This is a genomic window from Enterobacter sp. R-1.6.2 (genome assembly GCF_035064085.1).
Taxonomy (GTDB): Bacteria; Pseudomonadota; Gammaproteobacteria; order Enterobacterales; family Enterobacteriaceae; genus Enterobacter; species Enterobacter asburiae_B.
In genome coordinates, this window is sequence record NZ_JASEYI010000029.1 from 25,576 (window position 1) to 37,328 (window position 11,753).

The 11,753-nt window shown below is 58.5% G+C and carries 11 protein-coding genes and 1 pseudogene; 4 read left to right on the plus strand and 8 right to left on the minus strand.

The window, feature by feature from the left end; genetic code table 11:
* Positions 1 to 14: 14 nt before the first annotated feature.
* The 4 genes from QMN93_RS22465 to QMN93_RS22480 form a co-directional block, all read right to left on the minus strand.
* On the minus strand, positions 15 to 3,092 hold the full coding sequence (locus QMN93_RS22465) for an efflux RND transporter permease subunit (RefSeq protein WP_264884918.1): 3,078 nt from the start codon (positions 3,090 to 3,092) through the stop codon (positions 15 to 17).
* Positions 3,089 to 4,237 carry an efflux RND transporter periplasmic adaptor subunit gene (locus QMN93_RS22470; RefSeq protein WP_193139154.1) on the minus strand — a complete coding sequence of 383 codons (1,149 nt, stop codon included), beginning with the start codon at positions 4,235 to 4,237 and terminating at the stop codon, positions 3,089 to 3,091. Before QMN93_RS22470 ends, QMN93_RS22465 begins: the two co-directional genes overlap by 4 nt.
* A 78-nt stretch (positions 4,238 to 4,315) precedes the next feature.
* Complete coding sequence (locus QMN93_RS22475) at positions 4,316 to 5,512, minus strand: cell wall metabolism sensor histidine kinase WalK (protein ID WP_193139156.1); 1,197 nt, start codon at positions 5,510 to 5,512, stop codon at positions 4,316 to 4,318.
* On the minus strand, positions 5,509 to 6,204 hold the full coding sequence (locus tag QMN93_RS22480) for a response regulator (RefSeq protein ID WP_029739347.1): 696 nt from the start codon (positions 6,202 to 6,204) through the stop codon (positions 5,509 to 5,511). Before QMN93_RS22480 ends, QMN93_RS22475 begins: the two co-directional genes overlap by 4 nt.
* A gap of 124 nt (positions 6,205 to 6,328) precedes the next feature.
* Here QMN93_RS22480 and QMN93_RS22485 point away from each other — a divergent pair, with 124 nt between their 5' ends.
* A complete protein-coding gene (locus QMN93_RS22485) occupies positions 6,329 to 7,114 on the plus strand; it encodes a MipA/OmpV family protein (RefSeq protein ID WP_193139158.1) in 786 nt (261 codons plus the stop codon).
* A 29-nt stretch (positions 7,115 to 7,143) separates the two neighbouring features.
* On the opposite strand, the gene yajD is transcribed toward QMN93_RS22485, so the two are convergent.
* Both yajD and QMN93_RS22495 read right to left on the minus strand, forming a co-directional pair.
* Positions 7,144 to 7,491, minus strand: coding sequence for an HNH nuclease YajD (gene yajD / locus QMN93_RS22490; RefSeq protein WP_003857471.1), 348 nt, complete (start codon positions 7,489 to 7,491; stop codon positions 7,144 to 7,146).
* A gap of 77 nt (positions 7,492 to 7,568) precedes the next feature.
* A complete protein-coding gene (locus tag QMN93_RS22495) occupies positions 7,569 to 8,462 on the minus strand; it encodes a PhzF family phenazine biosynthesis protein (protein ID WP_193139160.1) in 894 nt (297 codons plus the stop codon).
* A 195-nt stretch (positions 8,463 to 8,657) separates the two neighbouring features.
* Between QMN93_RS22495 and QMN93_RS22500 the strand changes: the two genes are divergently transcribed.
* The gene (locus QMN93_RS22500; RefSeq protein WP_032657621.1) at positions 8,658 to 9,683 is read left to right on the plus strand and encodes an LLM class flavin-dependent oxidoreductase; all 1,026 of its coding nucleotides are present in this window, start codon (positions 8,658 to 8,660) and stop codon (positions 9,681 to 9,683) included.
* A gap of 98 nt (positions 9,684 to 9,781) precedes the next feature.
* On the opposite strand, the gene QMN93_RS22505 is transcribed toward QMN93_RS22500, so the two are convergent.
* Positions 9,782 to 10,816: an AI-2E family transporter gene (locus QMN93_RS22505; RefSeq protein ID WP_039262698.1), complete on the minus strand. Its 1,035-nt coding sequence runs from the start codon at positions 10,814 to 10,816 to the stop codon at positions 9,782 to 9,784.
* A 422-nt stretch (positions 10,817 to 11,238) separates the two neighbouring features.
* Here QMN93_RS22505 and mdtJ point away from each other — a divergent pair, with 422 nt between their 5' ends.
* Together mdtJ and QMN93_RS22515 are read left to right on the plus strand one after the other, a co-directional pair.
* Positions 11,239 to 11,601, plus strand: coding sequence for a multidrug/spermidine efflux SMR transporter subunit MdtJ (mdtJ, locus tag QMN93_RS22510; RefSeq protein WP_029739354.1), 363 nt, complete (start codon positions 11,239 to 11,241; stop codon positions 11,599 to 11,601).
* Positions 11,588 to 11,677 (plus strand): annotated as a pseudogene (locus QMN93_RS22515) (multidrug transporter subunit MdtI); the annotation flags it as partial. The gene mdtJ and the pseudogene QMN93_RS22515, both read left to right, overlap by 14 nt.
* A 6-nt stretch (positions 11,678 to 11,683) precedes the next feature.
* Here the strand turns inward: QMN93_RS22515 and QMN93_RS22520 are convergent.
* Positions 11,684 to 11,753, minus strand: a 70-nt coding sequence (locus tag QMN93_RS22520) for a hypothetical protein (RefSeq protein WP_223720289.1), incomplete at its 5' end; no start/stop codon positions are given.

Here is an 11,753-nt window from a genome sequence, read left to right on the forward strand (position 1 = left end):
GAAACGGTGGAGCCTCAGCGCAGTCCGTCTTCTGTGGCGTTGCGCTGAGCTCCCCACTGTAACAGCAGGCTAAACGACGCGGGTAATACGGTCAGCGTCACCAGCGTCGCGACCAGCAGCCCGCCGATAATCGCATAGGCCATTGGCCCCCAGAAGACCTGATGAGAGATCGGGATCATGCCCAGAATGGCGGCGCAGGCGGTCAGGCAGATGGGCCTGGCCCGGTGCTCCGCGGCCGCCATAATCGCGGCATCGTTTGCCATCCCCTGAGCAAGATTGCTGTCAACTTCGCTAATCAGTATCACCGCGTTGCGCACGATCATTCCCGCCAGAGCGATGACGCCCAGCAGCGCGACAAACCCCATCGGTGTGCCGCCGGGCAGCATAGCCAGCACGATCCCCGGCAAGCCAAACGGGGCCATCAGGAGGGCCAGCAGCATCCGGGAATAACGCCGCAGCTGAAGCATCAGCAGCAACAGCATGAGGACCAGCGTTACCGGAAGAACGGTAAAGACGGAGCTGTTCCCCTTGTCCGATTCGGCAACCGCGCCGCCTTCTTCAATGCTGTAACCTGCGGGCAGGCTCGCGCGCAGCTTGCCAACCGCCGGACGCAGCGCCGCGGATACCGCTTCAGCCTTCAGCCCCGGGGCAAGATCCGTTTGCACCGTGATAAAGGGCACGCGCTGCCGACGCCAGACGACCGGATCGTCCACGCCCCAGACCGGCGTCGCGACGGCGCTGAGCGGAATTTTTTTACCGTCATTCCCCTGAATCGTGAGCGAGGAGAGGGTGGCGGTGCTGTGACGTGCATCGTCCGTGGCCCGCAGCACCACGTCGACAAGGCGGTCGTTATCCCTGATGGAGGTGACAACGCTGCCGGACCAGACGGTGTTCAGCGTGCGGGCGAGGCTTTCTGACGATATTCCCGCCGCTCTGGCCGCCGTCTGATTCACCTTAAGGGTGATGACCCTCTCCGGCTCTCCGGCCGTCTGGTTAACGTCGCGTGAGAACGGAGACCGGCCAATCGCGTCCGTGAGACGGTTCGCCAACGCCCGAACCTGCAGATAATCTGGCCCGCTCACCCGGTATTTGATGGGCCAGCCGACGGGCGGCCCCAGCTCAAGGGGCGACACGCGCGTGATGATGTCGCTAAACTGCGTCGCCAGGATCCTGTTGAGCCGAGCATGCAGACGATCCCGCGCCTCAAGATCCTTAGCCACCACGACCATCTGGGCGATGTTTTCATTTTCCAGCAGCACGTCCATCGGCAGGTAAAAACGGATGGCTCCCGACCCGACGTACGTCGAATAGCGATCGATGTTGCCGTTGCCTGCCAGCGCCTTTTCCAGCTTTTCCACCTCTCTTAACGTTTCCGGCTGCGACGCGTTGGCCGGAAGCGTCAGGCTGACCAGCAGCTCTGGCCGGTCCGAAGCGGGGAAAAACTCGCCCTGCATAAACGTCGTGCCGTACGCTGACAGCCCCAGCGCGGCAAGCGCAATCAGCACGGTAGCGAGCCGGTGGCGCAGTGCCAGGCGTAAAAGCCGTCCGTACCCGCGCGCGATCCTGCCGGGGCCTGCCGCGTGATGTCTGACTTTTTCCGGCAGCAGCCACGTGCCCGTCAGCGGGGAAAACAGGATCGCGACAGCCCAGGAGCAGAGCAGGGCAATGAGCACCACCGCAAACAGGGAAAAGCAGTATTCACCGGCGCTGGAGGCCGCAAAACCAACGGGAATAAAGCCGGCAATCATCACCAGAGTACCGGTGAGCATCGGGAAGGCCGTCGTTTTGAACGCATGCGTGGCCGCGTGCCGACGGGAATCCCCCGCTTCCAGCCGGGAGACCATCGTTTCGACGGCGATCATGGCGTCATCCACCAGCAGGCCCAGGGCAATGATCAGCGCCCCTAGCGAGATACGCTGAAGGCCAATACCGGCGAGCATCATGCCGGCAAACGTCATGGCGAGCACCAGCGGAATGGCCGTCGCCACCACCAGTCCGGCCCGTAACCCCAGCGAGACAAATGAAACCGCCAGCACGATAACAACGGCTTCGATAAGCACCCGGATAAACCCGCTTACCGCGTCACTGACCACCGCTGACTGATCGGCAACTTTCACCATCTCGATACCGTGCGGCAGCCCGGCGCTGAGGGCCGCCATTCTGGCATTCAGCGCAGCGCCGAAACGCAGCATGTTGCCCGTTGGCGCCATCGACACCGCCAGCCCGATAGCCGGTTTGCCGTTCACCCGGTAGGCCGGGGCCGGTGGCTCGGCGATTTCCCGGGTGACGGTGGCAATGTCGGTCAGCGGAATATAGCGATTGTTCACGTGCAGCGTGACGGCGCGTAAGCTCTCCTCGGTCGTGAGCGCTCCGCTGACCTTGATCGCCATGTTCTCTTTTTCGGTACGCATCGTTCCTGCCGGGACAACCGCATTTTGCGCCCGGAGGGCGTCGGCAACCGCCTGAATATCGAGCCCCATGCCGGCCAGGCGTGCCGGAGAAAAGGCGAGAACCCACTGCTCCTGCTGTTCGCCCAGCAGGGTGGTTTTGCCTATATCCGGCAGGGACATGAGCTCGCGCCGTATTGTCTCTGCGCGATCCCGCACCTCCCGCAGGGTAAAACCTTCGGGAATAAAGGCGTAAATTGTGCCGAACGTGTCGTCAAACTCGTCGTCCACGGCAGGGCCCTGCACCCCTTCGGGCAGGGACGGCGCGATGTCCTGCATTTTTTTGCGAACCTGATACCAGATATCCGGCACGCGTTGCGGGGGCGTATCGTCACGGAGGTTGACGTGGATAACGGTGCGTCCGGCCCGGGTTTCACTTTCGAGATAGTCCAGCCAGGGCGTTTCCTGCAGCTTTTTTTCAAGCGTATCGGTCAGCAGACGGGTGGTATCCGCCACGGAGGCTCCCGGCCACTGCGCGGAGACGACGGCCGTTTTAATGGTAAAAGCCGGATCTTCGTTACGCGGCAGCTTCTCATAGCAGAACACGCCCATCGCAATCACCAGCAGCATGAAAAAGCTGACCATCTGCTGGTTCTTCAGCGCCCAGGCGGAGAGGTTAAATTTGGCTTCCGGTACTGTGTTCATGGCTGAACCTCTCCGGCAACCACCGGCTCGCCGGACCGCAATGTGCTCACGCCCGCCGTAATCACCCTGTCGCCCGGCTCAAGGCCGGAGGCAATCATGACGGAGGTGGCCGTATAGCTCGCGGGCACCACCGCGCGCAGCTGCGCCCGCGACTGCGGGGTAATCACAAAAACGGCCGGTTTGTCGCCGACGCGGGTCAGCGCCGAGGCGGGAAGGGTGTAGCCGCGCGGGGCAGACGATGGCAACGTGACGGTAACGCTGGCGCCCAGCGCCATGGCTGCCGGCGGGTTTTGCAGGGTGGCCCTGACGCGCCAGGTGCGGGTCTGAGGATCGGCCTGCGGGGTGATATCCCGCAGCACGGCAGACGCCTGCACCGACGGGTCGCTGAGGAGGGAAACCCGCAATTCCGCCTTATCCAGAGGCGGGATCGCATCCGGAGTGGCAATATCAAACGCCACGTCGCGGGCTTCACCCGTTGCCAGCGTCAGCACGGACTGACCGTCGCTGACAACCTGCCCCGCAGAAGCGTTCACGGCGGTGATGACGCCCGCCTGCGGCGCGATCAGGCGCGTCCAGCCGAGGCTTTCGCGGGCATTTCGCCACGCGGCCTCGCTGCTTTTTAAGCGCGCGCGGGCGACAAACCAGTCCGCACGGGCGCTGTCGAGCTGCGTGCGGGCTATCGCGCCCGTTGGCATGAGCTTTTGCATTCGACTGACGTTAAGCGCGGCGACCTGCGCCGAGGCTTTAGCACCTTCATAGTCGGCCGCCGCGCCGTCGAGCTGGTTTTGCCCGGTCGCGTTGTCAAGCGTGGCCAGCAGCTGTCCGGCAGTGACCTGGTCGCCAATATCAACGCTGCGCGTCAGTATCCGGCCCCCGGTCCGAAAGCTCAGGGTCGTTTCATCGCGGGCATGGATCTCACCGGTTCTTTCCAGCGCGGGAAGGGTTTGGGCGGTGCCAACGACGACGTAGCGTACCGCTCGCGCAGGGTCGGGCTTATTTTCGTGTTTATCACCGCAGCCGGTCAGCGGAAAAATCGCCAGCGCAAGCAGGGCCAGGGGAAGAAAATGCAGCCAGGAAAGGGTGCGCGCCACGCCGTACAAATGATGCAGGCAGTGGCGGAGGGAGAGAAAAAATTCGTCTGACATAACGCCGCTCCATAAAGGGAATGGCGTTATTAAATGCGCGCTACGTCGAGAAAGATTCGATGTTCTGTCAAGGCTTTATCAAGAGTGAAGATTTTCATTACCGGACGGATGCCAGGGCAATAAAATGCGCACGGCGAGGCCGCCGGTTTCCGGTAATGACGCGCTAATCTCACCCCCATGCGCCTCGCAAATCGCCCGGGCGATGGATAAACCGAGGCCGCTGCCGCCGGAATGCCGCGCGCGGGACTGCTCCTCGCGGCTAAAGCGTTTAAACATTTCCGGTAAGAACTGGGGCGACACGCCCGGCCCGTCATCGGTAAATTCGAGGATGTAATGCCCGCTGGCGTAGTGCAGCGCCACCTCAAGGTGGCCGCCATCGCGCCCGTAACGAAGCGCATTTTCCATGAGGATGGTAACGACCTGTCCAAGACGGAACGCATCGCCTCTGAAGGGGCTGGTGCGCGGGTTGCGAAGCGTTATCCGAAAATGATGCGCGTCAGCCTGGGGCATGATCCAGGCAGCCCGCTCCTGAATCAGCTCATCCAGACAAAACGGCTGGTCCTCCAGCACGAGGTTGCCCGCGTCGGCGAGCGAGAGAAGGTGAAGCTCATCGGTGAGGCGGTTGAGGTGCTGGAGCTGTTTCATCACCATGCCGAGCTGCGCCGGGCTGGCGTCAAACACGCCGTCTAACATGCCCTGCAGACGCCCAATGGCGGCCGTCAGGGGCGAGCGCAGCTCGTGTGCCATAGCGACGTGCGAGGCGCGGAGCTCTTTTTCATAGCGGGCGAGTTGCCCCGTCATGGAGTTAAAGTCGGTCGCAAAGCTGACCATTTCAGCCGGCGCATCCTTGATAAGTTCCGCCTGGCGGCCAAACTCCCCGTCGGCGACATCCTTTGCCGCATCGCGAAGGCGGCTGAACTGCAGCGCCAGCGGCCGGGCGTGTTTGAGCCCCATCACCACGATAAACGGGATCATCACCAGCACCAGCAGGGCCACCGTGGCCCAGTCGGCTGAGGCGATAGACGGCGTGGAATAGCTCAGGCCCCACCAGGTGTCCACAATCGAGTGGAAGCGGGCCGGATTGGCCTGCGGGTTCTGGCTGAGCGTCAGAAACTCCTGGCGTACCGCCGCTGGCATTTTGCCCATTATCCAGTAGTTCTGAACCGCATAGCGCAGCCACATGCAGGTGGCAATGACGATCACGCTGCCGATAGCCAGCGCCAGGATGCGCGCGCAAATCCAGCGCCACAGAGAGGAGTGCTGATTTTTGATCATGGCTGTCTGAACCTGTAACCCACGCCGCGAACGTTGATCAGCACGCCGGAGATCCCCGCCGCTTCCAGTTTTTTACGCAGGTTATAAATATGGGTGTCCACCACGCGCTCCAGCGCCTCGCTTTCCGGCAGACAGTGCTCCAGTAAATACTGGCGGGAGAACGGGTGCGCCGGAGAACGCAGCAGCGTTGCCAGAAGCGAGAATTCCGTTGGCGTAAGATCGAGCATCACGGGCGCGTCGCCGCCGTTATCCACGCTCGCCACAATGGCGGCCACGTCCACCTCGAGCGTTTGCCAGCGAAGGATCGCTTCGTCCGTCTCTTTTTTACTGCTGCGCCGCAGCACCGCCTGCACCCGAGCTACCACTTCCCCCGGATGATAAGGCTTCACAACGTAATCATCGGCACCGTACCGCAGGGCACCAATACGGTCGGGGGTATCCCCCATGGCCGTGACCATGATCACCGGCACATCGCTTTTACGACGCAGGCCAGCCAGCACCTCGGTGCCGTTAAGCCCCGGCAGCATCACGTCCAGCAGGATGAGGTCGGGCTTCCACCGCTGCGCCATATCCAGTCCGGAATGACCGTCTCCGGTAATGGTCACGTCGTAATTTTCCCGCCGTAAATAGGCCTCGAGCACGCCGGCCGCATCGGCGTCATCTTCAATAATCAGCACTCTTCTGGACAACATCCGTTCACCTTGACCATTTCTTAACACTATCCCGACGATTCATTGATTCAGCCAAATCATACTGCGCCAACGTTGTGTGGCCGCCCCCGTATCAGGAGGCGCCAGCGTCCGTATGGAGAGCAGTATGATAGCGATAAAAAAAGTCCTGTATATGTCCGTCCCGCTTCTGATGGCCGTGAGTTCTGGCGCGCAGGCGGATGATGGCTCCGCGTCCGATTCCTTAACCGTCGGGCTGGGGGGACAGTATGCCCCACGTTACTCAGGCTCAGACAAGCAGGTGTGGCAGGTGGTTCCGGTGCTGCAGGGTCGTAAAGGCGCTTTCTTTATTGATGCGCAAAAAGGGGTGGGATATGACCTGCAAAACGACAGCGGCTGGTATTTCGAACACACGCTGGGCTACGACTTCGGAAGGGCTGATAAAAATTCTGGCTGGCGTGAGGGCGCAAACAATCTGAAAGGGATGGGGGACATTGATGCCACCCTGAATACCGGCCTTGCCGTCGGCTGGCAGGCCGCGCCATGGCTGAGTATGGAAGGCAAAGCGACGCTGCCGTTAACGGACAGCCAGGGGGCAAGCTATCAGGCTTCCGTTACGCTAATTCCGGTACAAAATAATCAGGACACGGTCGCCTTTCAGTCTGCGGCCCTGTTTAGCGACAGCCGTTATCTGAATACCTGGTATGGGGTCAGCGAGCAGCAGAGCCGCCGCACCGGCTATCGCCGCTATGCTGCGCCGGGTGGATTCTATGGCGTCGACACCAGCCTGACCTGGAGCCATCAGTTCGATGCCCACTGGGGAACGGTTCTGAGCGCGGACTATACCTGGCTGGGCGACCATGCGAATAACAGCCCGATCGTGATGCGGCGCAATGAGGGGGCTGCAACCGCCGCTATCACCTGGACATTTTAAATTCGCGGAGCGCGATGTGGGCGAGGGGATTATTTCTTCTTATCCATCATCGCTTTTAAATCAGCAAACGGGTTAAATGTGGCGACGCCCACGTCTTTTTGCGCGTCTTCCCCTGCGACCACGGTGGTGCCGTACTGATCCGCTTCGGTGTATTTCGAATGTTCGTGATCGTGGCAAAACAGGCACAACAGCTCCCAGTTGCTGCCATCTTCCGGGTTGTTGGTATGGTCGTGATCGATATGGTGAACCGTGAGTTCACGCAGATTGGAATAGACAAACTCGCGCGAGCAGCGTCCGCAGACCCAGGGATAGATTTTTAATGCTTTTTCGCGATAGCCGCTTTCCAGCCGCGCGTAGTTTTTGGGGATCAAAGCCATTGCCGGTTTTACCTGTGATAAAAATAGTGTGCCAATATAGCCCATCGGGTGCCGTAAAGGTAAACGCCATTGCACCGTTAGAGTGAAAATGCGCCTTCAAGCGTAATCACACATTTTCCCCCTACGCGAACCACCGCCTTTCCTGACGAGGCATCGTATCCCGAGAACAGCACGCTTGCTCGTCCCATATCAACGCCCTGACTGACGTTAAGATTAAGCGTCGTTTTATTGCGGTGCAACGCCAGCAGCGCCGTTGCAGCGGCGGTCGCGCTGCCTGTTGCAGGATCTTCTGTCATGCGGGGAGTAAACATGCGGGCCTGCACATCGTGAGGTTCATCGGGATCCGTATCCAGGGTATAGGCATAGAGGGAAACCGCGCCATCCAGCGGTAACGTTGCGCGAAAACCCTGTAAATTCGGCACGCACCGACGAAGCGCCTCGCGAGAAGCCAGCTCGGCTATCAGGAAGGGCAGACCTACCGACGCGACAACAGGCATATGTACCGCGGTACGGATATCTTCTGCGTTCAGGGATAAGCAGGCAGCCACGCTTTCCGGGCTTACTTCAGAGCGGCAGGAGAGTGCCTCAGGCACCAGGAGTTCTGCGCCAGTCACGGTATCGTTGTCACGCAGCAGACGTACGGGCACCAGACCGGCTATTTCCTCGAAGAGCAGCGTATCAGGCAGGGGCTGATGATTCATCGCGGCGTGATGGGCCAGCACGTACGCAGTTCCAACATTCGGGTGCCCGGCGAAGGGGATCTCGCGCGAGGGCGTAAAAATTCGCACGCGTGCCGTACTGGAGGGATTGTCTGGCGGCAGAACGAACGTGGTTTCGCTGTAGCCAAATTCAGCGGCGACCTGCTGCATTTGTGCTTTGCTCATACCCTCCGCATCGAGTACGACGGCGACAGGGTTACCCTGAAACGGGGTGTCAGTAAAAACATCCGCAACAACATAGCGTCTCTTCATTTTCTGTCCGGTGTAAAAATCCTGACATAGAGTAGTAACGTTAAATCAAACCGATAACCAGCCGTTTTTTACCTGACGGACCTGAAAAAAATTCAATCAATTTATTTGAATCATTCCGTTAAATAAACGCCATTTATTCTCCCCCGGTAATGCGTAAAGTAGGTGCAATGCAAAGCATTCTCAGGACATATGGTTATGAAAAAGATCGGGTTTTTATCCTTTGGTCACTGGACGCCTTCACCGCAGTCCGGCACGCGCTCGGCGGCAGACACGCTGCTGCAGTCCATCGATTTAGCCGTGGCGGCGGAAGAGCTGGGAGCAGACGGCGCGTATTTCCGCGTACACCACTTTGCCCGACAGCTTAGCTCGCCGTTCCCTCTGCTGGCGGCAATAGGCGCAAAAACGAAAACCATCGAAATCGGTACCGGCGTGATTGATATGCGCTATGAAAATCCGATGTACATGGCCGAAGATGCGGGGGCGGCGGATCTGATTTCCGGCGGTCGTTTGCAGCTTGGCATCAGCCGCGGCTCGCCGGAGCAGGTCATTGATGGCTGGCGCCATTTCGGCTATGTCCCGCAGGAAGGAGAAGACGAATCGGATATGGCGCGCCGTCATACCGAGGTGCTGCTTGAGGTGCTGCGCGGTGAAGGGTTTGCAAAACCTAACCCACAGCCTATGTTCCCGAATCCGCCGGGGCTGCTGCGCCTGGAGCCGTATTCTGAAGGGCTGCGCGAGCGTATCTGGTGGGGCGCCGGTTCAAATGCGACGGCCGTATGGGCCGCAAAGCTGGGAATGAACCTGCAAAGCTCAACCCTGAAGGACGATGAAACCGGCGAGCCGTTCCATATTCAGCAGGCAAAACAGATCCGCGCGTACCGTCAGGCCTGGAAAGAGGCAGGGCATACGCGCCAGCCGCGGGTGTCGGTAAGCCGCAGCATTTTTGCGCTAATGGACGACCGCGACCGGATGTATTTCGGTGCCAGCCGCAACGACAGCGATAGCGTGGGCTACCTTGATGAGAAAACGCGCGCCATCTTCGGGCGCAGCTATGCGGCGGAGCCGGACAAGCTGATTGAACAGCTGAAAAAGGACGACGCGATTGCCGAAGCCGATACGTTATTACTGACCGTGCCGAACCAGCTCGGTGTGGATTACAATGCGCACGTGATTGAGTCTATTCTCAAACACGTCGCACCGGCAATGGGCTGGCGCGAGTAGTTGGCACGCAGGGATAGCGCGTGGCGTGATTCTCAATCTGTAACTATCCGGGCGCTTATCGCGAAGACTGGAGGGGCAATACGTCCCTCCTGTCAGCGCTATTTGTGGCTCATATCGCTCAGCAGCACGGCGATAGTTTGCCCGCCCGCCGTCTGTTCCAGGGCAATCTTGACGATAATGGTTAGCGGGACGGAGAGCAGCATCCCAACGGGCCCGAGAAGCCAGCCCCAGAAAATCAGGGACAAAAAGACCACCAGCGTGGAGAGTCCCAGCCCCCGACCCATCATGCGTGGCTCAAGAATATTACCGAACACCAGGTTGATGACCAGATAGCCGGCCAGCAGGATCAGCGCGTCATAAAGCCCGCTGAAAACCAGCACCTGGAGGATAGGGGGGATCGCCGCCAGCACGGAGCCGATGTTGGGAATATAGTTAAGCGCAAACGCCAGTAACCCCCAGACAAACGCAAAGCGAACGTCCAGCGCCAGAAGCATTCCCCAGACAACACCGCCCGTGACCAGGCTAATCGCCGTTTTCAGCACCAGATAGCGGGAGACGCTGTCCAGCGCGCGTTGGATCGCTCCCATTCCTTCAACCGGACGGACCATCATCTGCTGCAGCTTTGCCGGCAGCTGCGGCACCTCCAGCAGCATAAACACCACCGTTAAAAACAGCAGGAAAATGGAGGTCATGGCATTGGAAAGCTGCGCCAGCAGGCTGGTGACGATCGTCATGGCCGCGTTGGGGTCGATATATTTCAGGAGTTCCTCAACCGAGACTTCGATACCCGCGCGCTGCAGCCAGGGTTCCAGCTGCAGCAGCGGTATCGCCAGCGAAGAGCGGTACTTCGGCAGAGTTCGCGCCAGTTCATTGAGCGAGGTCCCCAGATACGCCACCAGCAAGACCATCGCCACAATGATGATGCTGATAAGCAGCGTAATCGCCAGCACGCGCGGGATGCGTAGCCGCGTCATGCGCTGCACCAGCGGGTTAAGGATCACCGCAACAAACAGGGCCAGAATAAAAGGCACAATAATGTCAGCGGCAAAACGAACGCCCGTCAGTATGATCACCAGCATGCCCAGCATGATGACAATTTTTAACCCGTTCAGGGTAATAATGGGTTTAGCCATGGTGACTCCGAATTTTTCTTTATATTTATAATAAAGGTGAAAGGCGTTGCAATAAACTAACCAAAATCAAACGGTATGGGTAAAGAATTGCAAAGACTTTGAGTAAAATCCTGGCTTATGGTACAAATCTGGTGTGTTTAACTACTGAGGACAATTTTCATCCGCAAAGACGAGAAGCAACAACGCGGATAATTGTAATTTTATGGACAATATGTTCAGGACGTACTCTTCAAACAATACCGCTGTCTACTCCACCTCCTTCTGCCTGCTTTCTGGTGAGCAACACTGGCGCACCGCACTATAGTCACGTCTTCTGCCTGAGCTGGCGCTAAGCGCTTAGCTATCTGATTTCAATTCGTATTTTTTTGGTTTGCTGCACGCAGCGAGCCATGATGGATTATATTCTCAAGCAGGAGAAAAACATGTTTTACTGGATCCTATTAGCGCTGGCTATCATCGCTGAAATTACCGGCACGCTGTCTATGAAATGGGCAAGCGTCAGCGATGGCAACACCGGTTTTATTTTGATGCTGGTGATGATTTCGCTTTCTTATATTTTCCTCTCGTTTGCGGTGAAAAAAATTGCGCTGGGCGTCGCGTATGCACTGTGGGAAGGGATCGGTATTTTGTTGATTACGCTGTTCAGCGTGCTGATATTTGACGAAACATTAACAACAATGAAGGTCGCCGGATTAACGACGCTGGTCGCGGGTATTGTGCTGATTAAATCGGGTACCCGTAAACCTGGCAAACAGCAGAAGGAGCAGAACCATGCAACAGTTTGAGTGGGTTCATGCTGCCTGGCTGGGGCTCGCCATCGTGCTGGAAATCCTGGCGAACGTTCTGCTGAAATTCTCGGATGTAGATTCAATCTGTCAATGCAACACCCCTTTCAATTATCTCTTTCGGTGTTTTGAACTTCAGTGTCTTTCTCGGT